The organism is Burkholderia mycopellens (assembly GCF_964265025.1).
GTDB lineage: Bacteria > Pseudomonadota > Gammaproteobacteria > Burkholderiales > Burkholderiaceae > Burkholderia.
In genome coordinates this window covers 3,166,847-3,191,812 of record NZ_OZ183803.1, presented here as the reverse complement: position 1 = coordinate 3,191,812, position 24,966 = coordinate 3,166,847, and the positions used below count along the sequence as shown (strand labels likewise).

22 protein-coding genes and 1 pseudogene are annotated in these 24,966 nt (G+C 67.1%); 9 read left to right on the top strand and 14 right to left on the bottom strand.

Annotation, left to right across the window (positions count from 1 at the left end; genetic code table 11):
* Window positions 1-24: 24 nt before the first annotated feature.
* Both ACPTTC_RS32545 and ACPTTC_RS32540 read left to right on the top strand, forming a co-directional pair.
* Entirely contained in the window at window positions 25-930 is a 906-nt protein-coding gene (locus ACPTTC_RS32545; RefSeq protein WP_175956864.1) for a LysR family transcriptional regulator, read from the top strand.
* A 17-nt stretch (window positions 931-947) separates the two neighbouring features.
* A pseudogene (locus ACPTTC_RS32540) lies at window positions 948-1,052 on the top strand (allantoate amidohydrolase); the annotation flags it as partial.
* A 14-nt stretch (window positions 1,053-1,066) separates the two neighbouring features.
* Here the strand turns inward: ACPTTC_RS32540 and ACPTTC_RS32535 are convergent.
* The 5 genes from ACPTTC_RS32535 to ACPTTC_RS32515 all read right to left on the bottom strand — a co-directional run bounded on the left by ACPTTC_RS32535 (window position 1,067) and on the right by ACPTTC_RS32515 (window position 7,412).
* Window positions 1,067-2,086: an AraC family transcriptional regulator gene (locus tag ACPTTC_RS32535; RefSeq protein ID WP_423395464.1), complete on the bottom strand. Its 1,020-nt coding sequence runs from the start codon at window positions 2,084-2,086 to the stop codon at window positions 1,067-1,069.
* A gap of 100 nt (window positions 2,087-2,186) precedes the next feature.
* Window positions 2,187-3,383, bottom strand: coding sequence for a porin (locus ACPTTC_RS32530; protein ID WP_423395463.1), 1,197 nt, complete (start codon window positions 3,381-3,383; stop codon window positions 2,187-2,189).
* A 135-nt stretch (window positions 3,384-3,518) separates the two neighbouring features.
* Window positions 3,519-4,703, bottom strand: coding sequence for an MFS transporter (locus ACPTTC_RS32525; RefSeq protein ID WP_423395462.1), 1,185 nt, complete (start codon window positions 4,701-4,703; stop codon window positions 3,519-3,521).
* Window positions 4,700-6,112: a D-arabinono-1,4-lactone oxidase gene (locus ACPTTC_RS32520; protein WP_423395461.1), complete on the bottom strand. Its 1,413-nt coding sequence runs from the start codon at window positions 6,110-6,112 to the stop codon at window positions 4,700-4,702. The genes ACPTTC_RS32525 and ACPTTC_RS32520 overlap by 4 nt, the downstream gene beginning before the upstream one ends.
* Before the next feature lie 73 nt (window positions 6,113-6,185).
* Window positions 6,186-7,412 (bottom strand): amino acid deaminase/aldolase, encoded by a 1,227-nt coding sequence (locus tag ACPTTC_RS32515; RefSeq protein ID WP_226200052.1) that lies wholly within the window; start codon window positions 7,410-7,412, stop codon window positions 6,186-6,188.
* 430 nt (window positions 7,413-7,842) lie between these two features.
* Between ACPTTC_RS32515 and plcR the strand changes: the two genes are divergently transcribed.
* Both plcR and ACPTTC_RS32505 read left to right on the top strand, forming a co-directional pair.
* On the top strand, window positions 7,843-8,556 hold the full coding sequence (gene plcR, locus ACPTTC_RS32510; protein ID WP_423395460.1) for a phospholipase C accessory protein PlcR: 714 nt from the start codon (window positions 7,843-7,845) through the stop codon (window positions 8,554-8,556).
* Window positions 8,557-8,622: 66 nt separating this feature from the next.
* Window positions 8,623-9,999, top strand: coding sequence for a pectin acetylesterase-family hydrolase (locus tag ACPTTC_RS32505; RefSeq protein ID WP_423395459.1), 1,377 nt, complete (start codon window positions 8,623-8,625; stop codon window positions 9,997-9,999).
* 71 nt (window positions 10,000-10,070) lie between these two features.
* On the opposite strand, the gene ACPTTC_RS32500 is transcribed toward ACPTTC_RS32505, so the two are convergent.
* The 4 genes from ACPTTC_RS32500 to ACPTTC_RS32485 all read right to left on the bottom strand — a co-directional run bounded on the left by ACPTTC_RS32500 (window position 10,071) and on the right by ACPTTC_RS32485 (window position 15,480).
* Entirely contained in the window at window positions 10,071-11,204 is a 1,134-nt protein-coding gene (locus tag ACPTTC_RS32500; RefSeq protein ID WP_423395458.1) for a J domain-containing protein, read from the bottom strand.
* 108 nt (window positions 11,205-11,312) lie between these two features.
* The gene (locus ACPTTC_RS32495; RefSeq protein WP_423395457.1) at window positions 11,313-11,627 is read right to left on the bottom strand and encodes a DUF4148 domain-containing protein; all 315 of its coding nucleotides are present in this window, start codon (window positions 11,625-11,627) and stop codon (window positions 11,313-11,315) included.
* A 153-nt stretch (window positions 11,628-11,780) separates the two neighbouring features.
* Window positions 11,781-14,165, bottom strand: coding sequence for a DNA polymerase II (locus ACPTTC_RS32490; RefSeq protein WP_423395456.1), 2,385 nt, complete (start codon window positions 14,163-14,165; stop codon window positions 11,781-11,783).
* A gap of 334 nt (window positions 14,166-14,499) precedes the next feature.
* Window positions 14,500-15,480 carry a LysR family transcriptional regulator gene (locus tag ACPTTC_RS32485; protein WP_423395455.1) on the bottom strand — a complete coding sequence of 327 codons (981 nt, stop codon included), beginning with the start codon at window positions 15,478-15,480 and terminating at the stop codon, window positions 14,500-14,502.
* Window positions 15,481-15,583: 103 nt separating this feature from the next.
* Here ACPTTC_RS32485 and ACPTTC_RS32480 point away from each other — a divergent pair, with 103 nt between their 5' ends.
* Window positions 15,584-15,958 carry a nuclear transport factor 2 family protein gene (locus tag ACPTTC_RS32480; protein ID WP_423395454.1) on the top strand — a complete coding sequence of 125 codons (375 nt, stop codon included), beginning with the start codon at window positions 15,584-15,586 and terminating at the stop codon, window positions 15,956-15,958.
* 298 nt (window positions 15,959-16,256) lie between these two features.
* On the opposite strand, the gene ACPTTC_RS32475 is transcribed toward ACPTTC_RS32480, so the two are convergent.
* Complete coding sequence (locus ACPTTC_RS32475) at window positions 16,257-17,831, bottom strand: EAL domain-containing protein (RefSeq protein WP_423395453.1); 1,575 nt, start codon at window positions 17,829-17,831, stop codon at window positions 16,257-16,259.
* 394 nt (window positions 17,832-18,225) lie between these two features.
* Between ACPTTC_RS32475 and ACPTTC_RS32470 the strand changes: the two genes are divergently transcribed.
* Complete coding sequence (locus ACPTTC_RS32470) at window positions 18,226-18,393, top strand: hypothetical protein (protein ID WP_423395452.1); 168 nt, start codon at window positions 18,226-18,228, stop codon at window positions 18,391-18,393.
* A gap of 149 nt (window positions 18,394-18,542) precedes the next feature.
* Here the strand turns inward: ACPTTC_RS32470 and ACPTTC_RS32465 are convergent, their stop codons facing one another.
* On the bottom strand, window positions 18,543-18,848 hold the full coding sequence (locus ACPTTC_RS32465; protein WP_423395451.1) for a hypothetical protein: 306 nt from the start codon (window positions 18,846-18,848) through the stop codon (window positions 18,543-18,545).
* A 74-nt stretch (window positions 18,849-18,922) separates the two neighbouring features.
* A complete protein-coding gene (locus tag ACPTTC_RS32460) occupies window positions 18,923-19,969 on the bottom strand; it encodes an AraC family transcriptional regulator (protein WP_423395450.1) in 1,047 nt (348 codons plus the stop codon).
* 94 nt (window positions 19,970-20,063) lie between these two features.
* On the opposite strand from ACPTTC_RS32460, the gene ACPTTC_RS32455 reads away from it, so the two are divergent.
* From ACPTTC_RS32455 to ACPTTC_RS32445, 3 genes are all read left to right on the top strand, one after another.
* On the top strand, window positions 20,064-21,083 hold the full coding sequence (locus tag ACPTTC_RS32455; RefSeq protein ID WP_423395754.1) for a sterol desaturase family protein: 1,020 nt from the start codon (window positions 20,064-20,066) through the stop codon (window positions 21,081-21,083).
* A 36-nt stretch (window positions 21,084-21,119) separates the two neighbouring features.
* A complete protein-coding gene (locus tag ACPTTC_RS32450; RefSeq protein WP_423395449.1) occupies window positions 21,120-21,800 on the top strand; it encodes an alanyl-tRNA editing protein in 681 nt (226 codons plus the stop codon).
* Window positions 21,801-22,029: 229 nt separating this feature from the next.
* Window positions 22,030-22,560 (top strand): YcxB family protein, encoded by a 531-nt coding sequence (locus tag ACPTTC_RS32445; RefSeq protein WP_423395448.1) that lies wholly within the window; start codon window positions 22,030-22,032, stop codon window positions 22,558-22,560.
* Window positions 22,561-22,649: 89 nt separating this feature from the next.
* Here the strand turns inward: ACPTTC_RS32445 and ACPTTC_RS32440 are convergent, their stop codons facing one another.
* Together ACPTTC_RS32440 and ACPTTC_RS32435 are read right to left on the bottom strand one after the other, a co-directional pair.
* The gene (locus ACPTTC_RS32440; RefSeq protein ID WP_423395447.1) at window positions 22,650-24,269 is read right to left on the bottom strand and encodes a histidine-type phosphatase; all 1,620 of its coding nucleotides are present in this window, start codon (window positions 24,267-24,269) and stop codon (window positions 22,650-22,652) included.
* Window positions 24,270-24,448: 179 nt separating this feature from the next.
* Complete coding sequence (locus ACPTTC_RS32435; RefSeq protein WP_423395446.1) at window positions 24,449-24,883, bottom strand: phosphatase; 435 nt, start codon at window positions 24,881-24,883, stop codon at window positions 24,449-24,451.
* Window positions 24,884-24,966: the final 83 nt, after the last annotated feature.

Sequence of the window (24,966 nt, the reverse complement as noted above, 5' to 3'; positions counted from 1 at the left end):
AGATGCCGGCAAGGAGATCCGGCGATGCGCCTTTCGAAGATTGACCTGAACCTGTTCGTCGTATTCGATGCGATCTACACCAAGCGCAACCTGACGCGGGCGGCCGAGGTGCTGAACCTCACGCAGCCGGCCGTCAGCAACGCGCTGGCGCGGCTGCGCAAGACCCTGAACGATCCGCTGTTCGTCAGCACGCCGGCCGGGATGATGCCCACGCCGCTGGCTGAGAACATCGTCGGCCGCGTGCGCGAGGCGATGCAACTGCTCGATTCGAGCGCGCACGAAGGCGACGTGTTCGATCCGGCATCGTCGACGCGCGTGTTCCGGATGAGCATGAGCGACCTGACCGAAGCGCTGCTGCTGCCCGCGCTCGGCGAACTGCTGCAGACGCATGCGCCCGGCATGCACGTGCGCAGCTACACGATGGACCGCCGCGAAGTGGCGACCGCGCTCGCGAACGGCTCCGTCGACCTCGCGATCGACGCACCGCTGATCGGCGACCCGCATCTGCACCAGGCGCTGCTCGTGCGCGACCGCTATGCGTGCATGATCCGTGACGGTCACCCGTTCAAGGGCGACACGCTCACCATGGACGACTACCTGTCGATGGGGCACATCCACGTGTCGAGCCGCCGCAAGGGCAGCGGGCACGTCGACGCGGAACTGACGCGCCTCGGCCTGCGCCGCACCATCCAGATGCGCGTGCAGCACTACATGGTCGCGCCGCTGATCGCGATGCGCGGCGATCTCGCATTGACGGCGCCGCTGCGGCTGCTGCAGCGCTATCCGGCGCGCATTCTCGAACTGCCGTTCGAGATGCCGGCCCTCGAATACTTCTGCTACTGGCATCGCAGCGCCGATCAGGATCAGGGCAGCCGGTGGCTGCGCGAGCAACTGATGACGCTGATGGGCGGGAGCGGCGAGGCGGTGTGACGGAGGCGGTTGCGCGTCACGTGCTGCTCGAATGGATCGAGCCGCAGCAGTTGCTCGACGGCACGCGCGTGCTGTATCAAACGCTCGTCGCGCTCGATCGTTCGCTCGCGGGCGCGGCGTAACGGCGGCCGGGCCGCTACACCGCCCGTTGCCCCTCTCTCGGCCCGTGCCCGGTCCACCGCTTGAACGCGCGCCGGAAGTTGTGCGCGTCGCTGAACCCGACTTCGTGCGCGACGTCCTCGATCGACAGCCGCGGGTTGCTCAGCAGCGTGAATGCGCGCTTGCGGCGGATCGTGTCGATCACCGTTTGATACGACGCGCCCTGATCGGCAAGCCGCCGCCGGAGGGTGCGCTCGCTCATGCACAGCTGCGCGGCGATCTCGGCGAGCGACGGCGCATGGCGCAGGTCGCGCCGCATGATCCGTTCGATCGATTCGAGAAACTCGGTACCTTCGGGTTCGGGCGGCAGCGCGTCCTGCAGGAATTCGAGCGCCTGGCGATGCGCGAGCGGATCGTGGGTCGCGATCGGGCGGTTGCCGAGTGCGGCGTCGCACGAGAACAGGTTCTGCTCCTGTTCGAACCGCACGGGGCACGGGAACACGCGCGCGTACTGCTCCGCATAGGCCGGCGGCGGGTAGCTGAGATCGATGACCTTCGGCTGGAACGCGGGGCCGACGAGCGAGCGCCCGATCTTCATGAAGCTGCCGAACGCTTCCTCGACGAGGAACGCCTCGATGTCCGGTTCGAGGAAGACGTTGGTCGCGCGGACCGACAGCGTGCGCGCATCCGAGACGACTTCGAAGCGCATCAGCGGCCCCGTGTGGCGCTGCAGCTCGATGCCGACCACGATCGCGTCCTTCAGCGTCGGGCTCGTCAGCATCGCATAGCCGACCAGGCCGATCGACGCGATCGTCTCGCTCGTGCCGAGTTCGAGGCCGAGCGCCCGCCCCGGCGCCATGTCGAGCGCGCGGCGGATCATCGTGCTCGCCTGGCGCAAGGAAATCCGGCACGACGGATTCGACAGGTCCGCGACGTCGAAGCCGAGCCCGAGGCACAGCCGCGTGGGGTCGATGCCCAGCTCCTTGCTTGTCTCCGCGAGGCACCGCAACAGATGGACCGGCAGATTCGCCGTCGTATAACGGTCGGGTTCGTCCATGGATGCTCCGTATTTTTTTCCATGGATTGTACTCGTCCCGCCCGGCCGGAGGCCTGGCGCCGCCCCGGCCACGATTGCCCACATCCCGCGCGGCCCCGCTTCAGAAGTAGTGCCGCAGGCCGACCGTCGCGCCGAGCTGCGTGGTGCTCGTGCTCGGTGCCTGCCCGTTGATGCCGACGAGCTGCGCGCCGATCAGCCCGCCGCGATAGATCGCGTAGTCGACCTCCGCATACAGCATGCTGCGCTTCGACAGGCTGTAGCCGGCAATCACCTGGAACTGGCGTGCGCGGCCGTCGAAGTCCGATGTATAGCCGGACTGCGTGGTCCACCATGCGTTGACGGCCGCCGTGAACGTCTGCGTGAAGCGGACCGTCAGCCCCGCGAGCGCCATCTTGCGGCGGCGGAACCCGCCGGGCACCGATGGATCGACCACCTGCGCGGGCGAGATGATGCCGAGCGCCGCGAGATCGGTGGGGCCGAACGGGCCGTTCTCGAACGACGTGAAGTCGTTGTCGCGCGCGTTCTCGATATAGCCGGCGTTGACGGTCGCGTTGCCCAGGGTGACCGAGCCGCCGCCGCCGTAGACGTCGAACTTGCCGTGCGTGACGTCGTCCCAGCTGCGCATGAACGATGCGCCGACCGTGAACGGGCCCTTGTCCGGCGCATACGCGACCGCCGCGCCGGTTTGGGCGCCGAGCACGCCGCCGCCCGCATGGCCGCCGGGCGAGTACTGCGCGAGCAGGTACAGGCTGCCGAGCTGCGCGCCGTACTGGATCATGTTGCTGGTGCGCGCGGCCGCGAGCATCGTCTGCTCGGGCTTGAACAGGTTGAAGTACGGATCCTGCGGGCCGGCCCACAGGTTCGAGCCGTAGGTCAGCGACACCATCTCGAACGGCACGTTGTACTGGCGGCCGAGCGTGAGCTGGCCGAGCGACGTCGACGTCAGCCCCACGTACGCGACCTGGAAGAAGTTCGGCGAGCCGGCCGGCACGATGCTGCCGCTGTTCGGGCCGAAGTGGCTCTCGACGTTGAACTGCGCGGACAGCCCGCCGCCGAGATCCTCCTGCCCCTTGAGGCCCCAGTAGCTTTCCGTCAGGCCGCCGCCGTCGGCCATCGAGATCCTGCGGCCCGTCGACACCGGCGAGCCGTCGGCGCCGTAGGACACGCCGTGCGTTTCGTAGCGGATGCCCGCATCGATCACGCCGTACAGCGTCACGTTGCCTTGCGCGTGCGCGCCGGTACCGGCCAGGACCAACATCGCGCAGCACGCGGCGCGAACGCTATCGTGACGATTCATTATTCTGGACTCCGCATCGACATGGGGAGACGGCTCGCACCGCCGGAAACGACTGTAGAAAGCCAAATTTGCGCGGGCCAAGGCCGCGGCGGCCAATCTCGTGGTGCGTCGCGGCCACCGCATGACGCAGTGCGCTCAGGGCGACGCGCGCGCCACCGCACCGGGCGCCGCGCGGCGCAGCGCGAGCCGCACGAACGGGGCGGCGGCCAGCACGGCCACGCACAGCACGTGGGCGACGCGCGTGCCGCCGAAGCGGCCGAGCAGCGCGCCCGACAGCGCGGTGCCGATGCCGGCTGCGAAGAACGTGACGACGAGCGTGCGCGCGACCAGCGAGCCGTCCGGGTCGACGTCGGACAGCATCCCCGTGAGGAACGGCACTATCACGAAGAACGCGCTGTTCAGCACGAACTGGCTCAGGAAGTACGCGCTGCCGCCGCGCGCGCTGAAGAACCATTCGATCGACGCGATCATCGCGAGCTGCGCGGCCCAGATCAGCGCGAGCCGGTGCGGGTGGCTGGCCGGATGCGACGGAATCGCCGCGCCGATGAAGCCGAGCAGCGACGACACCGACAGCAGCACGCCGATCGTCGTGGGCGACAGCCCGGCGCGCTCGCCGACGAAGCCGGCGATCGCCCATTGCGACGCCTGCACGCCATAGACGAGCGCGGTCACGACCCAGATCGCGATCACCGGCCGCCACGGCAGCGTGCCGGCGCGCACGTGGGTGTGCGCGGGCGCGCTCGCGAATGCGTCGATGCCGCGGATCGCGGGCGCCAGCGCGGCGACGACGGCCGCCAGCAGCGCGAACACCCAGTGGCCGAGCCAGCCGGCCGGCAACGCGGAGATCAGCACGAGGATGCCGCCGTTGATGACGCCCGCGAGCAGGTTGATCTGCCCCCACAGGCGGTCGGTCGACGCGCGCTGCGACACGCCGGATGCGACGACGACGAACAGCATCCCTTCGAACAGCCCCGTCATCCCGCGCGCGACTGCCGCGGACACGATCTCGGGCGCGACCGCGCTGAGCGCCTGCCCGGCGATCGTGCCGACCAGGCCGGCCAGCGTGAACGGCCGCGCGGCGCGCGCGATCCGGTGCGACAGCAGTGCGCAACTGATCGCGATGCCGAGGATCTCGGCGCTGACGAGCGCGGTCGCGGTGCCTTCGTCGAGCCTGAAGCGCGTCATCACGGCTGCGACGAGGAACGGCGACAGGATCAGGCCGTTGGTGGCCGCCGCGAACGCGAGCGCCAGGCGGACGACGGCGCCGGTCGACGGATCGGGACGCGCCTGCGCGGCCGCGTGCAGCGTGGCTGTGCTCATGATGCCTCCTGGTCGGATCGCGGCCGATCGTGTGCGACGCCGGCCGTTTCGTGCATCGGGTGTGTCGCTCGGCGGGCCGGTGTGGCGCGAGCGGAGGCGGATGCGGCCGCGCTTGCGCTTCGCGGCAGGCCGAACAGCGTGCGCAGGTACGGCGTCAGGAAGCGGCCGTGTGGGTCCATCCGTTCGCGCAATGCGAGGAAATCGTCCCAGTGCGGATAGCACGCCGCCAGCTCGGCGGCCTTCATCGCATGCACCTTGCCCCAGTGCGGCCGCCCGCCGTGATTGCGGCAGATCGCCTGCACGCCCGAGAAGTACGCGTCGAACGGCATCCCGCGATACTGGTGCACCGAGATGCGCACGCTGTCGCGCCCGTAGTCGGGGCTCAGCCAGATGTCGTCACCGAGCACCCAGCGGTATTCGATCGGGAACATCAGCGGGAAGCTGCGGCGCGCGATGAACGCGCGGATTTCGCGCAGCGCGTCGGCGCCGCGTTCGGCCGGCACCGACCATTCCATTTCGTTGAAGCGCACGCGGCGCACCGTCGACAGCATCGCGTAGCTCGCATCCACGTGCCGGCCGGCCGACACGGTCGATGCGCACAGCCGGCTCAGCGCCGGGCATAGCGACGGCACGCGTTTGCCGAGCCCGCACAGCGCGCCGAACACCGTGTTCTCGAGGAACGATTCGGATGCGCGGCGCGTCCAGTGCACCGAGTCGGCCGGCTCGTCGGTGATGTCCCATGCCTTGGTCAGCACGCTGTCCGTATGCGGGAACCAGTAGAACTCGAACGAGCGATGCTTCGCGATCAGCGCGTCCGCTTGCGCGAGGCAGTCGTCGAGCCGCATGCCGCCGCGCTCGAGGCGCAGCTTGAACGCGGGCACGAGGCGCAGGCCGATCTCGGTCAGCACGCCGAGCGCGCCGAGCCCGATCCGGCCGCCGGCGAACAGGTCGGGGTGCGTATCGGCGCTCGCACGGATCTCGCTGCCGTCCGCGCACATGAAGGTCAGGCTGTCGATCTGCGTCGACAGGTTGCCGAGCGTGATGCCGGTGCCGTGCGTGCCGGTGCTGGTCGCGCCGGCGATCGACTGCACGTTGATGTCGCCGAGGTTCTCCATCGCGAGGCCGTGCGCGGCGAGCGCCGGGCCCAACGCCCACAGCCGCGTGCCGGCATGCACGCGCGCGACGCGCCGGTCGCGGTCGACGTCGATCACGCCCTGCATCGCGTCGAGCGACAGGATCACGTCGTCGGTCTGCACGAGCGGCGAGAACGAATGACCGGCGCCGGCCGCGCGCACGGTGGCGCCGGCGGCCGCCGCGTCGCGCAGCAGCGCCGCGAGCCCGGCGCGCGACGCAGGCGTCGACACGGTTGCATCAGGACTGCAGACATATCCCGACCAGTTGCGCCACATGGCATTGTCTCCGTGGTTGTCGCTTGAATGGGGTGAACGGGTTGACCGGTTGGAACGACGCGCAGCGCGCCCGCTAGAAAAAGCTCTTGCCTTCGCCGCGATAGGTGGGCGCCTCGCCGACCACACGGCCGCCGCGGATCAGCAGCAGCGTGTTGAAGCGCTCGCACAGTTCGCCGGCCTTCGCGTGGCGGAACAGGATCGGGTCGCCGATCGCCGGTGCGACGCCGCGCGGCACGCGCACGGGCGTCTGCACCTCGCCCGCGCCTTCGTTGTCGATCAGCGTGCAGCCGGCCGGCAGCCACGGTCGCGGCAGGCGGCTCTTGCCGGCCGGGCCCGAAGCGATATAGCCGCCGCCCGAACAGGTCACGATGCCCGGCCGCGGAATCCGCACGACCGGCAGCGCGAAGCCGGCGGCCGGCTGCGCATGAAACGCCGCGTAGTGATCGAACAGCGCCGGCGCGTAGAGGCCGGAGCCGGCCGCGAGTTCGGTGACCGATGCGTCGCCGAGCGTGCTTTCGAAGCTGCCGGTGCCGCCGCCGTTCACGAAGCGCAATGGGCGGCCCGCCGCCGCGAGCGCCTGCACGGCCGCCTGGCGGCGCGCGTTGATCTCGCGCGCCGAGCGGCGCTTCAGGTGGCGCACCAGCGCGTTGCGCGCGCCGTTGCCCGGCGCCGTGTCGGCCACGCCGGCGATCTGTCCTTCGTAGCCCATCAGCCCGTCGAGCCGCACGTGCTGCCGCTCGCCGATGCGGTTCGCGAGCGCGAGTACGCCGGCCACGTCGCGCACCGGCGAGCGGTACATGCCGAAGTACAGGCCCGGATACGCGGACGACATGTCGAGATCGATCGCGAGCGGGATCGTCACGCGTTCCTCGTGTGCGATGCGGTCGATCGCATCGACCTGGGCATCGGCGTCGACCATCAGCGTGATCGAGCGGCCGCGCCTGAGCTGCGTGGCCACCGCGCGCAGGTCGTCGGGCTCGACGGTCGGATACGCGACGACGATGTCGTCGAAGCCGCCGTCCGCGAGCCACGCGGCTTCCGCGGCCGAGTAGCACAGCAGCCCCTGCATGAACGGGCCGGCGGCGAGCACCGCGCCGATCAGTTCGCGCGAGCGCACCGACTTCGTCGCGAGCCGGATCGGCAGGCCGCGTGCGCGGCGCTTCAGGTCGGCGAGGTTCGCGTCGAGGCAGTCGAGGTCGACGAATGCGGCGGGTAGCCGGCGGCCCGCGAGCGCGTCGCGATAGGTCGGATAGTCGTGGACGGCGGCGGGCGCGCGATGCGGAAGGTCTGCACGGCTCATGGAACGGGCTCGGCTGGGTGGGGTGTGCGTCGCGCCGACCGTTCGGCGCGTGTCGGAAACCAGCATAGGGCGCGCCAGAATCACGACCAAGCGCTCAGCGGGTCGTTCGACGGGTCTTTTCCGGCCATTCGTATCGGCCGCGCCGACGCATGGCCCGCGTGCCGCGCGCGGCTGGATCGCCGCTTGCTTGGCGTCGCGGCATACATCGCGCGTGTTGGCCCGAACCGCCGCCGGGCGGGCGTGGCGCGCGACCTTGGGCGCCTGGCCGTGCGACAACGAAATGCGTTTCAAACGTCTTGCCGGACGTGGCCAACGCGACCGGGTTTAGTGCCTGCGTTCTAGCGCCGCTTTTGACTGCGTGCCGGATTCGACCTAGAACCTACTCGCGGATGCACCGGCGAAGAACGGCATGACGTGACGAGGAGGCGACGTGAAGAATAACAGGGCACTCTGGCGGCGCACGGGCGCGATCGCGGCGATCGGCGTGGCCGTCGTTGCAGTCTGGCGATATGAAGCGACGACACCGGCGCAAGCCGCGTCATCCGGCACACCGGCTGCGACGGCGAGCGTGGTGCCAGGCGTGGCCGAATCGTTCGGCACCGGCGCGGCGACGCGCGGCCCCGAGGAACGGCGGCTCGACGTCGATGCCCTGCGTCGCAGCCTGGCAGGGCGGCCCGATGCGGATACCGAAGTGAAGCGCATCGTCGCATTCGCACGCTTTCGCGACGAGGTCGCCGCGTACGGCGATCGCCGCAACAGCATGCCGCAAGCGGAGCGCGCCGCACTCGCGCGCCGGATTCTCGACGAACTGCCCGACCATGTCGCGCGCAACGAGATCGTGCCCGTGCAGGCCGAAGCGCTGAGCGCGGCGCTGCTCACCGATACCGAAGCCGACCCCGCGACACGCAGCGCGGCGATCCGGTCGATGCGTGCGCAATGGGACGCCTATGCGCAGCAGACGCTCGGCCCGTCGCCGGCGCAGGACCCGCGCTATCTCTCGTACGAACAGCAGAGCCGCGACGTCGTCCGGCAGGTTCAGGCGAGCATTCCCGATCCCGACCAGCAGCAAGCCGTCATCGCGCAGCGCCTGCAGGCGCTGCGTGTCCAGCTGTTCGACGGCGCTTCACCGTCCGGCGTGCACTGAGCGCCGAATCCGCGACGCCGGGACGGCGCCCGGCGGCCGCGTCATGTCCATCGACAAGGAGGGGAGATGTCCACAGCACGATGCCTGCTGCGCGCGGCCGTTGCCACGCTGCTCGGTTGCGCGGCACTGAACGGCCACGCGGCCGATACGACGATGCCGGATCCGTCGATTCCCTATTATTCGTGGTACGAAGTGACGTTGCCCGAGAGCACCGGTGCATCGTGCGGCAACGGCACGCCGATGCGCTTCTACGTCAACCGTGCGCAGTCGGACAACCTGCTATACATGATGGAGCCGGGCGGCGCCTGCTGGGACTACGGCACCTGCACGCAGACATCGACCGGCGCCGAGGCCGGCCTCGGCGGTTTCAACCCGGACGGCATCCCGCACAACTACATGAACGGCACGGCGAACGAGAGCCTGCTGTCGTCGTTCCTGTCGCCGCTGCTCACGCGGATGGATCTCGCGCACATTCTCGTCGGCGAACCGAAGGTCGAGACGCAGCAGTGGACACAGGTTTTCGTGCCCTATTGCACCGGAGATATCCACATGGGCAGCGCGGTGCGCAACTACACGTCGCCGAGCGGCGACTGGCGGCTGCAGCACTACAGCGGGCTGAAGAACATCCAGGCCGTCGCGCAGTGGCTGACGTCGCACGGCTTCGGCAAGCCGAACCGGCTGCTCGTGTACGGGATGAGCGCGGGCGGCTACGGCACGCTCGCGAACTACGCGACGCTGCGCAACACGCTGCAGCCGCAGGCGCATAGTTCGCTGCTCGACGACGCCGGCACGGTGTTCAACACGCCGTTCGATGCGGACGCGGCCACGCATCCGTCGGTCGGCCTGTACGACCGGGTGCGCACCGAGTGGGGGATGACGGGCCCCGACGGGATGATCACCGTGAACAGCCGACTGACCCGCCATTTCGATCCGGGCAACATGGGGAGCGCGTATGCGGCGCTGTCGGCGACATTCCCGCACGACCGCTTCGGCTTCTCGAGCTACCAGCGCGACAAGATCATCGCCGCGTATCACTATCGCGCGTTCGTGCCGGCCGTGATCGCGGCGCCCGACGACGCGACGAAGGATGCGCTGTCGCTCGCGATGTTCGACCAGGAGCTGGACGGGCTGAAGCAGACGCTGAACCCGCTGCCGAACTTCGGCTACTTCATGCCGTGGGCGCGCAACGATTTCATCGACAACCATCAGGTGACGGCGGTCAGCTTTACCGGGTCGGGGATCCACGAGAACGGCATCGACGCGGATATCGGTACGTTCGTCGACAACCTGCTGAACCAGCAGGACCCGGCCGATACGCCGGTGATGAAGGCGTTCCGCACGCAGCAGTGGTCGGACTTCACGTTCTCGACGTTTCTTGCGTGGATCGACAGCATCTTCAACCTGACCGGCGAAGCGGGGCCGATCTCGGGGCACCGGGCGTGATGCGGGGCGCGTGAGCAAGTGACGGCGGCACCGCGTGCCGCCGTTCCGTTCGGCCGGATGCGCGTGCGCGCTCAGAACGGCTCGTCGTCGAACCGGGACGAAGCGGGCCGGCGCTTCATGTCCTTCAGCCAGTCCCGGACCTTTTCCGGGTCGTCGAATGCGTGCAGCGCCACGGTCAGGTCGTGGTTGCTGCGCTGCATGCCGGCGATGTCGCGCGTGAGCATGCGCATCACGGTGTCGGGCGCGACCTTGACCGACGACGCGATCCCGTAAGTCCGCCGGAAGCCGGTTTCGACGTGCTGGATCTCCTGATCCAGCTCGCGGAGCTGTTCCTCGAGAATGCCGTTGTAGCGTGTCAGCCGGTCTTCGCTCAGGCCGTCGATCGCGCGCCGGTCGATCTGTTCGATTTCCAGCTGCAGCTCCAGCAGTTGCAGGAGATTGCCCTTCGCATACGCGTGGTTGACCCGCTGCATCAGCACGGTCTTGCGCGCCTGCGCTTGCGGATCGGTTTCGCGATCGGGATGGAGCGCGCTCGCGAGCTTGCGATAGACCTCGCGGATCGACTTGCTCGATTCGGCCTGCTCGGCTTCGCGCTTCGCCACCGCGGCCGATTGCCGGGGCGCTTTCTTGCGTTTCGCGCGCTGCGCCTCGCGGGCCTCGTGGGCGGCCATGTCACGCCTGAACTGCTCGTCGAGTTCGGCCTGCATGCGCTCGGCGAGTTCGTCGGGCGATAGCGTGTCGAGATCGTCTGCCGGTGCAACGCCGGGCATCGGCTCCGGTTCCGGCTCCGGCTTCGCCGGTGCGCGGTCGACCGGTGCGGTGGCGTCGTCGCCGGATGCGCAGTGTCGGTTGTGGATGATTTTCACCTGCGCGTCGTCGCTGACGTCGAGCAGGTCGCGCGCCATGCCGGCGATCAGTTCGGAAAGGGTGCGTTGCTCGGCCTTGCTCAATCCTTTTTGCAGGAATGCGTCGTCGAGCAGATTGAGCAAGCGGATCCGCAATGCGGTCGATGCCTGCTCGAGCGGCAGCAGGCCGTCGACGAATTTCTTCTGGAAGGCCGGCATGACGGCTTCCCACGCGCCGAGACGCTCGCGCCGCTGCTCGATTTGCTTGACGAGCGTATTGAACGTTTTCTGGGCGTTCGACAGGCTGGCTGTCTGATGGCCGGGTGCGATGACGACCGCGGCACCGCGACGTGCGGTCATGTTGAATGTCCTCCGGCCGCGGCGGGAGGCGCAGCAGGCCGGTATTTTAGCCGGATGGGCTGCGGGAGGCACGTCAGGGCGTGTTTCCCCGACGCGACCGGCGGCGCGTTACTGCTTCACCGCTTCGACGGCCGGCACGCCCGACTCCGTGACGGGTACGCCGTTCGACCCATAGGCCGTATCGGCATGCTTGCGTTCGGCGAGGCGCTTGGCGGCCAGGCGCTCCTGCGCGGCGACGATGTCGCCCGGATAGTTCTCGCCATCGGCGGCGATCGGGTCGTAGCCGACCGATTCGAGGTCGAACAGCTCCTGGCGCACCTGGGCGCGCGTGAGCGTCGAGTGCGACGACTGCGCGTACGACACGGCCGGTGCGGCGAGGAGAACGGCGGCGGTAGCGGCGATGGTGACGATGATGGATTTCACGATTTCCTCAGACGGTTTCGTTACGGTCCTGCACGCATTCGCTTGGCTGAACCGACGAGACGAGTTTAGGAACCCGGACCGCCCGGATAAATGGAGAATCCGTGACTGCAGTGTTTCAGGATGAGCAAGAGTGGGCAGCGCGGTGCCGTGGCATCAGTCGCCAAACAACTGCCCCTGCCCGGAGATCACGCGTTCGAAATCGTCGCGCAGGAACGGCAGGATCGCGTCCGCGACGGGCTGCAGCTGGCGGCTCAGGTAGAACGCGTAGTCGATCGGCGAGCGGATGGTTTCGAGCGGCTCGGGGCCGGCCGTCGTCATCACGTAGCTGATCCAGCCGCCGCGCTGATACTGCAGCGGCCGGCCCTGTGCCTGGTTGAACTCGTCGGCGATCCGCGCCGCGCGCACGTGCGGCGGCACGTTGCGCTCGTATTCGCGCAGCGGCCGGCGCACGCGCTTGCGGTAGACGAGCTGGTCGTCGAATTCGCCGGCCAGCGTGCGCCGCACGGTGTCGCGGATGAAATCCTGGTACGGCTCGCGGCTGAACACGCGCCGGTACAACTCGCGCTGGAACTGCTGCGCGAGCGGCGTCCAGTCGGTGCGCACCGTTTCGAGCCCCTTGAAGACGAGGTCCTCCCCGCCGCCGGCCGCTGCCGCGAGACCTGCGTAGCGCTTCTTGCTGCCTTCCTCCGCGCCGCGCACGGTCGGCATCAGGAAGCGGCGATAGTGCCGCTCGTATTGCAGCTCCAGCGCGCTCTCGAGCCCGAAGTGGTCGCGCAGGTGCGCCTGCCACCAGCGGTTCACGTGCTCGACGAGCGCGCGGCCCTTGGCGCCGGCTGCGTCGTCGTCGTGCGCGCGGCCGAGCCACACGAACGTCGAATCGGTATCGCCATAGATCACTTCGTAGCCCTGCGCTTCGATCAGCTCGCGCGTGCGGTGCATGATCTCGTGCCCGCGCATCGTGATCGACGACGCGAGGCGCGGGTCGAAGAAGCGGCAGCCCGTCGAGCCGAGCACGCCGTAGAACGAGTTCATGATGATCTTCAGCGCCTGCGACAGCGGTGCGTTGCGCTGCCGTTTCGCGTCGTCGCGGCCTTCCCACACGCGGCGCACGATATCGGGCAGGCAGTGCGCGGTACGCGAGAAGCGCGCGCCGAGAAAGCCGGGCACCGATGCGTCGTCGCCGGGGTTCGCGAGCCCTTCGATCAGCCCGACCGGATCGATCAGGAACGTGCGGATGATCGACGGATAGAGGCTCTTGTAGTCGAACACGAGCACCGAGTCGTACAGCCCGGGGCGCGAATCCATCACGAAGCCGCCGGGGCTGTTCTGCCCTGTCACGTCGCCGAGGTTCGGCGCGACGTAGCCGAGCCGGTGCATGCGCGGCAGGTACAGGTGCGTGAAGGCCGCGACCGACCCGCCGGTGCGGTCGGCCGCGAGGCCCGTCACGCTCGCGCGTTCGAGCGCGAAGGACAGCAGGTCCGCCTTGTCGAAGATGCGCGTGACGAGCTCGCAGTCCTTCAGGTTGTAGCGCGCGAGCGCCGGCTTGTCGTGATCGAAGCGGCGCTGGATCTCGTCCATCCGCTGGTACGGGTTGTCGATCGACTTGCCTTCGCCGAGCAGGGCCTGCGACACGTATTCGAGGCTGAACGACGGGAACGTCCACGTCGCGGATTTCAGCATGTCGATGCCGTCGAGGATCAGCCGGCCGGCCGCGCCCGCGAAGAAGTGGTCGGGCTGCTGGCCGTGCGCGCGCCAGTCGAGCACGCTGCCGCCGCGCCCGAGCTTCAGCGGTACGCCGTATTGCTCCGCATGGGCGTGCAGGATGCGCAGGTCGAACTGCACGAGGTTCCAGCCGATCACCGCGTCGGGATCGTGTTCGTCGAACCATTCGTTGAGCCGCGCGAGCATCGCGGGCCGGCTGTCGCAGTAGTCGAGGCGGAAATCGATCGCGCCCGCTTCGTCGCTGTCGCCCCCGTTCGGCGGGCCGAGCATGTAGACCTGTCGTTGCCCGCAGCCTTCGAGCGCGATCGAATACAGCTCGCCGTGCACGCTGGTTTCGATGTCGAGCGATACGCAGCGCAGCGCCGGGCGATAGCCGCTCGCGGCTTTCAGTTCGGCGCCGGTCAGCGTGCCGTCGCGGCCGGGCTGGCCGCGAAACTGCACGCATGCCGTGATGAAACGCTCCATCGCGTAGCGGTCGGGCGGCTGCACGTCGGCTTCGTAGACGTCGACGCCGGCTGCCGCGAGGCGCTTCTGCAGCCCGGACAGGTGGCGATAACGCTTGCAATAGAGGCCGACGACCGGCCGCCGCCGGAAGTCGCGCAGCGCGAGCGGGCGCAACTCGGCCTCACGCTCGCCGGCCAGCGCGCGTTCGGCGAGCGTCTGCTGTTCAGCCGGAATGAACGCGACGGCTTCCTGCGGGCGCAACCGCACGCGGCGCGGACCCTGTCCGGTTGCCAGCCAGAACTCGATCTCGATGCCGGACGCGGTGTCCCGCCAGTGGCGGGTGAGGATGAAACCCTGCTCGAACTCCGTCAAAACGCTTGCTCGTCGTGGATGCCCAGGCGGCGGATTTTAGCGCTTGAATGGAGGTCGTGCCGGCGGCGGCGTGCGTGGCAACAGGTGGCAGGAAGCCATCGGGCGAGGCACGATCGTGTGTGGGCCGGCCGGCGCCCCGATTTCTCGAAGCGCTTGACGGCAGGTCCGACCGTTCGCGGGCAGGCGAATGAGGATGCCGTTTCGCATCTGACCCAGGCCGTGCCGACGAAAAGATGAATCGACCGCCGGGCGATATCCACGCCGTGCAATGGACGCGAGGACATGGCGATGACGGTTGAAACGGAAGGTCAGGCGCGCGACGGCAAGAAGGGGATTACTCGCGCCGCAGCGTCTCGAGCAGGGTGGGCGACGGCTGCCGGCAGCCGCCAGGGTTTTTCGACTGTAGCCCGGGCATCATGCCGGCAACAAAGTCGATGAACGCCCTGACCTTGGCCGGAACGTGGTTCCGGCTGGGATAGTAGACGTAAAGGGGGAACGTCTCGTCGCGCCAGTCCGTCAGAACCGGCTCCAGCGTGCCCGCACGCAGGTGCGTGTCGATCCCGAGGTCGATCACCTGGGCGATCCCGTAGCCGGCAACGCAGGCGCCGATTTTGGTGCCCGCGTCCGTGAGCGTCAGGTTCCCGCTGACGGCCACCTTCACTTTCTCGTTGCCACGCCAGAACTCCCATTCGAAGGGTCTGCCGGTAGCCGGGTCGATGGCCAGGATGCATTCATGGCCATCATCGACAAGATCCTGCGGCGACCTCGGCCGACCGCGTTGCTCCAGGTACGACGGCGCGGCTACAGTCAGGACCCGCGGACTGTATAGCCGGCGGCAAACCAGGGTTGAAACGGTTGGCGGTCCGAACCGGATGGCGAGATCGAATCCGTCGCTTACCAGGTCCGAGAGGTCGTTCCGGGTCTCCAGCTTCAGTTGAAGGGCAGGGTGGGCCTTCATGAACTGGGCCAGCTCCGGCGCCAGCACAAGGCGGGCGAACACGGCATCGCACGCCACGCGGAGCGTACCGTTGACGATCGAGGTCTGGTCCGAGGCGCTGACGGTCGCCTCTTCGATTCCCTGGAGCAACGGCAGCACCTTCGACAGCAGCGCATGGCCGGCGTCCGTCACTTCGACGTGCCGGCTGGTGCGATGCACGAGCTTCGCGCGCAGACGGTCCTCCAGTCGCTGGATAGCGCGACTGACCGCCGGCTGCGTCTTGCCCAGACGAGATGCCGCACGGCCGAAGCTCCCGGATTCGGCCAGGGCTGCGAGGACGAGCAAGCCGCTGACGAGTCCCCCATCGAGGTCTTCCATGATCCATGTGTTCCTGTAATGGCAGCGATAACCGGGTCGCCGTAGCCGAGGGTGGGGAGGATCGCTCACTATACGAGCCGTTCACTACCGAGGAAAGCCAGCCATGACCCAGACCCATGCCGTAGCCGCCTTGATCGAGGACTACTTCAATTTGGCTTATGAGCCGAAGAGCCGTGACTTCGACAAGGTCTTTCACCCGAGTTGCCTGATTCAGTGGCTGGATGAAGGCCAGTTGCGCATCCTGTCGTCGCAGGAGTATGCGGCGCTCATCAACGGGAGGCCGAGTCCGCGATCGACAGGCGCGCCGAGAGATGAAGCGATCCTCTCGATGGAGAATATCTCGGACGGCCTTTCAACGGCGACGGTGCGGGTGCGGATCGGAAACCGGCTGTTCAACGATCACTTCGTCATGCATAAGGTGGCGGGCAACTGGTTGATCGCAACCAAGGCGTCCGCCTTGGTGCGTACGTTCGACTGACGCGCCGCACGGCGGATGCGGATGACAGCCCGGATGCATGAGCGCGCGACAGCATGCACGTCAGCACCGGCGAACAAACTACCCCGGGAAACGCAGCGATTCCCCGGGTTTTGCGTACGCGATCGAACATTGAATGACTTGAAGCGGGTGCCGGGGACCGGACTCGAACCGGCACCCCTCAAACACGCCCGTCGTGCTCGATCGTTCCATCATGCCCCGTCGGTGATGTCACCCTGGCAAAGAGCCGCGTGCGCGTCGATGAGCAGCCGTCGGTACGGATGTGTCGGCGACGCCGCCCCTACAGCGGCGCCCACGCGAAATCCTGCTTCAAATGCGCCAGCCGCTGCGGCCGCTGATACAGATAGCCCTGCGCATAGTGAATCCCGACCGCGTGCAGCGCGCGATGCTGCACTTCGGTCTCCACCCCCTCCGCGATGATCTTCAGGTCGTAGTGATGCGCAACGGATGCGATCCCTTCGATCAACCTCGCGCTGCCGCCGTTCAGTTGCGAGACGAACTGGCGATCGATCTTCACGTAGTCGAAGGGAAAGCGCGACAGCATGTCGAGATTGCTGTGATGCGTGCCGAAATCGTCGATCGCGAACTTCGCGCCTTTTGCTCTCAGCGCGTGGAAGATCGCGGTGGTCCGCGCGTTCTTCTCGAGCAGGATGCGCTCGGTGACTTCGAGCACCAGCGTAAAGCCGGGCGGCAGCGCGCGAATCGCCTCCTCGACGACGGACACGAACCGCGTGCGCTCGAGATCCTTCGGCGCGATGTTGACGGCGATGCGCAGCGGCGCGGACGGCGTCAGCGCGGACAGTTCCGACACGGCTGTCCGCAGCACGAATTCGGTCACTTTCGGCAGCACCGCGCTCGATTCGATCTGCGGGATGAACACGGCCGGGCTGATGGCCCCCCACTTGGGATGCTGCCAGCGCAGCAGCGCCTCGACGCCGACGGTCCTGCGCGTCTCGACATCGACGATCGGCTGGTACACGACATGGAGCTCGTCGCGCCTGAGTGCGTTGCGCACGGCCTTCAGCAGCAGCCGGCGCGGCGCCATCGCCAGCAGGTAGGCCGCCATCACGAGGCCATCCGCCAGCAGCACGATCGTGATGCCGATCAGCCGATAGTGTTGCCGGACCTGCGACGTATAGTGTGCGGATGCGGCAACCTGCACCGTGAACGGCCAGCGGAGCGACACGATCGTGCTGCCGCCCGCGGGTTCCGCGGCCGATTCCGGCGAAAACTTCCCGTGCTGATCGAGATGGCCCGCACCCGCGATCGACAGCGTCGCGGTTTCCGTCCCGTAGCGGGCGCCGTGCGCGAGCGCGTCGGCCACGTAGTCGCCTTCGATCAGGTAGAGCACCCCCGCACCGGGCGCGGTGGCGTAGAACACGGGCAGCACCGGAATGCCCTGCTGGAACGGCGTCTGGCGCAATAACGTGACGCGCGTCGATCCCGGTTCCGGCTCGTGTATGTACGCGTCGAGCGGCAAGTCGATCGCCCCCAGCGCCGATGAGCACATGACGCGACTGTCGTGCACCAGCGCAACGGCGCGCAGGTAGCGCAGGCGCGTGCCTATCTCGGCGAGCGTCCGGAATACTGCCGGGCATGGCCGTCCGACGAGCGCGGTCAGCTCGTCCACATGGCGCAGGCGCGCACCGTCGAGGATGCGGTCCACCGACGCCACGATGTCGTTCGCGATGACGCGTTCATGCTCGGTGACGGCATCGCGCGCATAGCGGTCGGCAAGCGCGATTGCGCATGCCGGCACGAGCACGCAAACGATTACGGCGACGAAAAAGGCGACCCGCGGCCACGCACCGCTGTGCTGGAAAACTGCCTTCGAGCCTGGCGTTAACGCCGACATTCCCGCGGTCGCCTTCGGTGTTGTGTGTAGGGAGAGGCAAGTCGAGCCGGTCGACACGCGAACTCGGCCATTCATTTCGGAGGCTTGCGTCCATGAACATGTGCATATGGCGCACGTATATAGACGTAGCACACCGAAAAAACCCCGGCCGCATGGTCTTGCGGCCGGGACGAAAAGACACCGTCTCTTGGCACGAGGATGGTGCGCGGCAAGTATAAGATGCGATGAGGGATTACGAAATATTGTTATTCAACAATTAGTGTATTTTTGTGATTGTGTCTCGACACGAAACACTCTTTCGGGATGCTGTCTTTGTCGACCTGCCGGCGGCCTGCGATCGGTCGCCGCGCGATACGGTCGCGCGGCTCGCCCGAACTTCGGGATGGAAGATGCCGTGCCCACGGTCATCGTGACCGATGGTGCAGCCGCAGCCGACGGCGGTTCGCTGTGGATCCGGATCGACGTGAACGGGCAGGCCGGCAACCTCCTGCCCGATCGCGCGCTCGCTTCGCGCGGTACGCCGCGCTACAACGCCATCAGCGGTGATCATGCGCCGTTTTAGAAAGGTGATCGAAAGAAATGGCTTGCGCTGCTGCGCAGCATTGCCGCCCCCGCGATGTGGGCCGGCAGGGTCGGCACGTTCATGCAGGGGCTGCAAGCGTCTGAAGGTGCGTGAACGATACAGTGCCGGCGCGTCGCACGAGCCGCGATTCAGAAATCGTTGCGCATCTTGCGGAGCAGATCACCGCCCGACTGATGCGTGTCCACTGCGGTGAGCACGTCGGTCAGGAACCACGGCAGGTTCAGTTGCGTATTGGCGTCGCCGACGCATACGCGGATTGGCGGCGCCTTCGACGGCGAGCGGGTGTCGCGCGTGGCGTCGCGGGACGGGACGCAGTTTTTCGCGTGCGCTTGGACGGGCGCCGGCTCGGCGCTGCCGGATGCTGCATCGGCGGCGGCCGGCAAGCTGACGGCGGCCAGCAGGGTCAGGACAGCGGCAGTGGCAACGTGTTTCATGGGATTCTCCGGCGATGCTCGTTCGACCGCGCGGGCGGACGCGAGTTCGTCGGCGGCGCGCTGGTGCGTCGCGCTCAGCCGCGCGCGACTTTCGCTGCCCGCGCAGGTTGCCGGCTGCGCCACTGCTGCGGCGATTCGCCGGTCCAGCGCCGAAAAGCACGCGTAAACGCGCTGTGTTCCGAATAGCCGAGCAGCCAGGCGACTTCCGCGAGCGTCAGCCGGGGATCGTTCAGATGGTCGATCGCGAGCCGCCGCCGCGTGTCCTCGCGCAGTATCCGGAAGTTGAGCCCGAGTTCGGCAAGGCGTCGATGCAGCGTGCGCGATGACACATGCAGGTCCGACGCGATCTGTTCGATGCTTGCTTCGCCCTGCGTCAGCAGGCGCGCGACGGCTTCGCGCACCGACTGTTCGAGATCGTCCGTCTGCCGCAGCTCGGCAAGCAGCGCGCTCGCCTGGCGTTCCATCATCTGCAGCAGCGCGTCATCCGGCTGGCGCAGCGGCTGCGTGAGCAGGTGCAGCGGGAACGCGAGGCGGTTCACCGGCTGGCCGAACCGCACCGGGCAGCCGAAATAGTCGACGTACGGCCGTTCGTCGGCGGGTGGCGGGTGCACGAAGCAGACCTCGTCGGGCCCGTGACGCGTGCCGGTGATGTTGCGCGCGAACTGGACGATGGCCGTCAGCGCGACTTCGTCGACGAGCGGGCCGAGCGGCTCGGGCGCGTCGTGCCATTCGATCTCGACCGATGTCTGCCCGACTCGCACTTCCATGCGCGCGACGTTTGCGATCAGGTGTTCGTATTGCTGCCAGCGTGCGAGTGCGGCGCCGGCATCGCGACAGGCATGCAATGCGTAGCCGAGCGCACCGAGATGGGCGGGCGTGATTCGCTGGCCGACGTGCAGGCCGAGCAGCGGATCGTCGAGCGCACGGACTGCACGTTCGAGCAGGCGCCGCCAGTGGGCGCTCGCGTACAGCGTGAGCCCGCGATCGTCGTCGGGTGGCCGCGCCTCGCCGAGCACGCGCGCGGCATCCTTGCCCTGCTCGGACAGATAGTCGAACAGCAGCCGCACGTAGGTGCTCGAGTAGTAGATGCGCTGCGTCGATAGCGGGGAGGCGGCGGGCATGGCGGAAAGTGTCAAGTAATCGTCGGCAAGTGTCAACGCGGGTCGACCCGTGCGCGACCATACTGCCGGTCAGTTCCTGATCGAGGCCGTGACCATGCCGACCGAATTGATGACGTGGCTCCATGCGTTCCTGGGTAACGACGTGGACTGGAAGCAGGTGCTGCTGATCGGCATGACGCCGGTCTTCCTGATCGCGTTCGCGATCGAATACGCGGTGATGACCGGGCGCGGCCGCCGCGCGCCGTTTCGCTGGAAGGAGATCGTCGCGAACCTGTCGCTCGGCGCCGGCTATCAGGTGGCCGAGACCGTGATGGGGCTCCTGTTCACGGGCGCGATCTTCGCGTGGGTCTACCGGCACCGGCTGTTCGACGTGCCGGTGAACGGCTACACGATCGTGCCGATCTTCGTCGTCGTGGAGTGCTGCTACTACTGGTTTCATCGCACGTCGCACCGCGTGCGCTGGTTCTGGGCCGCGCACGTGCCGCATCACAGCGGCGAAGTGATGAACTTCACGACGGCGATGCGGCAGTCGCTGCTGAATGCGTTCGTCGGCGTGTTCGTGTTCTACCTGCCGCCGGTGTGGCTCGGCATCCCGCCCGCGGTCGTGCTGTTCCTGCTCGCGGTCGATCTCGCGTACCAGTACTTCGTGCATACCGAAGCGATCGGGCGGCTGCCGCGCTGGTTCGAGTACGTGTTCGATACGCCGTCGAACCATCGCGCGCATCACGGCCGCAATCCGCATTACATCGACAGGAACTATGGCGGCGTGCTGATCATCTTCGATCGCCTGTTCGGCACGTACGTCGAGGAAACGGAGCCGGTCGACTACGGGATCACGCAGCAGATTCGTTCGTACAACTTCCTGGTGCTCAACCTGCACGAATTCGTCGACATGTGGCGCGACGTGCTTGCACCCGGGCCCGTCCTGCAGCGGCTGAAACACCTGTGGATGCCGCCCGAATGGGAGCGGCCGGGGCATCGGTCGATTCGTACCTGGAGTGTCGAGCGCAAGGGCGAGGAGGAGACCGCGACAGCATCGCGTACGATGCCCGACGAGGGTGCGTCGGCGCAAGGGCGCAAGATCGTACAAGCCACGGGTACGCGATCCGGCTAGCCTGCGTGTTTTCCTCGGCGAAAGGCACGGCGGGCGATGACGAAGAAAATCTTCTGGGACGATCCCTACCGGACGACGCTGGATACCGTCGTCAGCCACGTCGACGGCGATCGCGTGCAGGTGGACGCGACCATCTTCTTTGCGTTTTCGGGCGGGCAGGAAAGCGACGCGGGGTCGCTGGGCGGCTATCCGGTCATCCAGGCCGAAAAGCGGGGCCTCGACATCGTCTATACGCTGCCGCGCGATCATTCGCTGGGTGTCGGCGATCGCGTGACCTGGCGCATCGACTGGGCGCGGCGGTACCGGCTGATGCGCCTGCACTTCGCGGCGGAAATGGTGCTGCAGCTGGTCTATCGGCTCAGGCCCGGCATCGAGCGCATCGGTGCGCATATCGGGCAGGACAAGGCGCGCATCGACTTCGCGAGCGACGCGAGCCTGGCGCCGTTGTTTCCCGAGATCGAATCGGCCGCGGCCGACCTGTCAGAGCGCGACCTGCGCATCGTGACCGACTTCAGCGATGTCGACGCACAACGCCGATACTGGACAGTCGACGGCTTCGCGACGATGGCGTGCGGCGGCACGCATCCGGCGTCGACCGGCGAGATCGGCATGCTGACGCTCAAGCGCAGGAATACCGGGAAGGGTAAGGAGCGGATCGAGGTCATGCTGGTCGAACCGGAGGGGGCCGGCGGGCAGCGGGGCGAGAAGGTTTCGTGACCCTCGGAAGGGCGCGCCCGAAAGGCTGAAGGCCGTCACCGATACGCAATTCGGCAAAGCCCTTGTTCCGCACAGGTATATTGACGGCCCATGCATCGAATGGCCGGCGATTTCGCGTGGCTTCGTTTGCAGGTCACCCTGCGCACGCGTCGCCGGCTGTCCGGATCGCGGCGCTTGTGGTGAAACATCCCGCGCAAGCATAAAAACAGCGACCATTCCGAGCCCGCGCATGAGCGATACCGAAATCGTATTTCAATTGACCGTGGATGACCTGGTCCACGCTTACCGCCTGAATCTTTGGCGCAGATATCACTGGAAATATCTGCTCAAATCATTCGCGATCGTGGTGATCGCGTACATCGCGCTTTTTTTCGGTGGCTTCCGGGTGGTAACCGGCGCTTGGCTGGAATGGCGCAATGTCTGGTGGATAGCGGGAATCGCGGCGGTGGTGACGATCGGCGTGCCGCTACTCAATCATCTGGTGTTGCGTCGTGCCGCTCGCAAGATCTACAACCAGCAAAGGACACTCCATCAGCCGCACACGGTCGTCTGGCGCAGCGAATGTTTCATCGTCGAAACCCCGACCTCGCGCGAGGCACTTCGCTTTGAAGATCTGGTTCACTGGAGCGAGGATCGTTATGTGATCCTGCTTTATCAATCGGCGGTGATGTTCCGCCTCATACCGAAGCGGGGGCTTGCGGAGCCGCAATTGGCCGCACTGCACCGGACGCTGCTTCAGAACGGCGTCCGCAAGCGCTAGCGAGCCGGCGAGCGCATGCTGAAACCCGGACGCGCTGCGTCGTGCGGGTGTCGAACGTGCTCGTCGCGGCATGCGTGCTCCGCGTCATCTCACTGATACCCGTAACACTGCCTCAACCCCGCGTAGTCATAGAAGTGGCTGCCCGGCGCGATCTTCGCACCGTCGCACGCGGCCTGGAAATCCGTTTCGCGTTCGTTGTACAGCATCTTCACGATGAGACGCGAGCCGTTGCGATAGACGTCCCACTGCATGTTTGCGGCCATCGGCGACACTTGGTCACCGCGCCACGGGTTGTTCGCGTACGTGTAGGTCTGCGCCTGCGGCGTCGGCACGAACACGTTCTTCAGGTTCATGACCGATGCGAACGGAATCACGACCTCCGCGTGCGTGAAGCGCAGCTTCGCGGCGCGGGTCAGGTCGCCGCGTGCGATCGCATCGACTTCACCGAAGAAATCATCCTGCAACACCTTCGCCATCCGGTACGTGACGGGGTTCGCTTCCTGGATGCCGGGCCCCTTCTGGTAGTAGTCCTCGGCATCCTGAAGATACGCGAGATACTGCGCTTGCTCGGAACCGATGTACTTCTCCATCGTGACGCCGCCGGTTTCCGCCGTCATCGCGGGCGCGACCTGCAGCAGGTTGTACAGCACATTCACCGCATCGACGGCCGTCGCGATCTTCGTCTTGCCGTCGCCCTTCAGCGTGTTGGTGAACTTGCCGTCCGCCGACGTGAATGCATAGGTGCCCGTGTTCGCGAACGTGTAGCCGTCGGTGCCGAGCTTCGCGATGAATGCCTGCGACACCAGCGTGGACAACACGGTTTGCGCGACGTCGGCTGCCTGCGGCGCGGCCTTGATCGCGTTGAGCTTCGCGGCCACCGTCGCGTCGTTCGCATAGGCCTGGTATGCCTGGCTCGCCTGGTAGGTCGCGTAGTACGGATTGCCTGTATCGGTCACGAGATCGGTGGCCGGCTTCAGCGAGTGGAAATACAGCAGGAAGCGGTTGGCGCCGGCCGGCTGCGCGACCGGCGCGTTCGCGGGATAGCCGGACGGCGCGGCGGGCAGCGTGATCGCCGTGGCCAGCGCCGGCTGTGCAGCCACGAGCGACGCGGAGAAATATGTCGAGCTGTCGACCGCGCGGTCCTGGCCCGAATTGACGACGACGACCTGCCGGTTGCCGGCCGTGAACAAGGCGGGCAGCCGCTGCGCGAGACGTGCGGCGAGCTGCTGGTGCTCGCGGATGCCGGTTTGCGTGAGGTTGCCATACCCGGGCGTCGAGATGCCCGCCACGCCATAGCCGAGCAGCGCATTGGCCTTCATCATCGCGTACGTGTCGGCCTTGAGCTGCGCGCCGAGCGCGGTCAGTGCGCCGTCGGCCTCGGCCTTGACCAGCATCGCGTAGATCGCGCCGTCGTACTTGAAGCCCGACAATCCACGCGAGCCGTGGCGCGCGACGAGTTCCGTATAGACGGGCGCGTAGCCGGCGGGCGGCGCTTCGTACGTTGCGGCGTCCTGCTGCGGACGGTACGGCGTCTTCGTCTGGTAGTAAGTCGCGGGTGTCGGCTTGGGCTGAGGCTGCGGCTGCGGTGCGGGCGTCGAACCGCTGGTGTCGGCGGAGGCCGCGGGGGGTGTCGAGTCGTCCCCGCCGCAGGCGGCGAGCAGCAGGCAGGTAATCGCGAAGGCGGTGGCGGTGCGGATCGGGCGTGTCATCGTGGCGTGCAACGGGCGGGACGATGCAGGTTCGCGTCGTCCCGTCTCCGGGAGGGATCGGTCAAGCCCGGAAGTGTTACAAGCAACTTTGACAGCAGAATGTCAGAAATGAGTCAGGCAATCGTCGGATTGCCGCCGGATCGCGGCAGGCCGGCCACCGCCGGCCCGTGTGCCGGCGTTCAGTGCAAGCCGGCCGATGCGATCGAGCGCACGGTGTCGGTGATGTGCACGCAGCGCGACAGGCCGAAATGCTCAGCTTCGCGGCGCTCCGGTTCGCTGCTCGCAATCGCCACCGCGCGTTCGGGCGGCACGCCGAGTGCCTGCAGCGCGACGTCGAAAGGATGCCGGTTTGATCCGGAGTCCTGCTGATTGGCGTCCGTGACGACGACCGAGAAGCGGTCGAGGTTCGCGCGGCCGAACTGGCCTTCGAACATGTCGCTGAGCCGTGCGGCCGGCAGCGTCGTGACGAGACCGAGTCGATATCCTTCTTCCGATGCCCGGTCGAGCCACTGGATGATCGCGTCGCGTTGATGGCGCGATTCATGTGAATCCGGCGTTGCTTCGATTTGCGCGAATGCTGCGTCGAGACGGGTGACGATGGCTTCGATAACCACGGTGATTCCTCTTCAGAGACGTGATGATCCGTTCGCCGACGGGAATGCCACACACCTTAGCGTCTATCCCGAAAACGCGACCA

What these genes read in the sequence shown, in the direction of transcription:
- ACPTTC_RS32520 (WP_423395461.1), bottom strand. Translation starts at nt 6,112, where the DNA reads ATGTGGCGCAACTGGTCGGGATATGTCTGCAGTCCTGATGCAACCGTG.
- ACPTTC_RS32545 (WP_175956864.1), top strand. Translation starts at nt 25, where the DNA reads ATGCGCCTTTCGAAGATTGACCTGAACCTGTTCGTCGTATTCGATGCG.
- ACPTTC_RS32500 (WP_423395458.1), bottom strand. Translation starts at nt 11,204, where the DNA reads ATGACCGCACGTCGCGGTGCCGCGGTCGTCATCGCACCCGGCCATCAG.
- ACPTTC_RS32530 (WP_423395463.1), bottom strand. Translation starts at nt 3,383, where the DNA reads ATGAATCGTCACGATAGCGTTCGCGCCGCGTGCTGCGCGATGTTGGTC.
- ACPTTC_RS32445 (WP_423395448.1), top strand. Translation starts at nt 22,030, where the DNA reads ATGAGCGATACCGAAATCGTATTTCAATTGACCGTGGATGACCTGGTC.
- ACPTTC_RS32505 (WP_423395459.1), top strand. Translation starts at nt 8,623, where the DNA reads ATGTCCACAGCACGATGCCTGCTGCGCGCGGCCGTTGCCACGCTGCTC.
- ACPTTC_RS32515 (WP_226200052.1), bottom strand. Translation starts at nt 7,412, where the DNA reads ATGAGCCGTGCAGACCTTCCGCATCGCGCGCCCGCCGCCGTCCACGAC.
- ACPTTC_RS32485 (WP_423395455.1), bottom strand. Translation starts at nt 15,480, where the DNA reads ATGGAAGACCTCGATGGGGGACTCGTCAGCGGCTTGCTCGTCCTCGCA.
- ACPTTC_RS32455 (WP_423395754.1), top strand. Translation starts at nt 20,064, where the DNA reads ATGCCGACCGAATTGATGACGTGGCTCCATGCGTTCCTGGGTAACGAC.
- ACPTTC_RS32475 (WP_423395453.1), bottom strand. Translation starts at nt 17,831, where the DNA reads ATGTCGGCGTTAACGCCAGGCTCGAAGGCAGTTTTCCAGCACAGCGGT.
- ACPTTC_RS32480 (WP_423395454.1), top strand. Translation starts at nt 15,584, where the DNA reads ATGACCCAGACCCATGCCGTAGCCGCCTTGATCGAGGACTACTTCAAT.
- ACPTTC_RS32450 (WP_423395449.1), top strand. Translation starts at nt 21,120, where the DNA reads ATGACGAAGAAAATCTTCTGGGACGATCCCTACCGGACGACGCTGGAT.
- ACPTTC_RS32440 (WP_423395447.1), bottom strand. Translation starts at nt 24,269, where the DNA reads ATGACACGCCCGATCCGCACCGCCACCGCCTTCGCGATTACCTGCCTG.
- ACPTTC_RS32465 (WP_423395451.1), bottom strand. Translation starts at nt 18,848, where the DNA reads ATGAAACACGTTGCCACTGCCGCTGTCCTGACCCTGCTGGCCGCCGTC.
- ACPTTC_RS32460 (WP_423395450.1), bottom strand. Translation starts at nt 19,969, where the DNA reads ATGCCCGCCGCCTCCCCGCTATCGACGCAGCGCATCTACTACTCGAGC.
- ACPTTC_RS32525 (WP_423395462.1), bottom strand. Translation starts at nt 4,703, where the DNA reads ATGAGCACAGCCACGCTGCACGCGGCCGCGCAGGCGCGTCCCGATCCG.
- ACPTTC_RS32535 (WP_423395464.1), bottom strand. Translation starts at nt 2,086, where the DNA reads ATGGACGAACCCGACCGTTATACGACGGCGAATCTGCCGGTCCATCTG.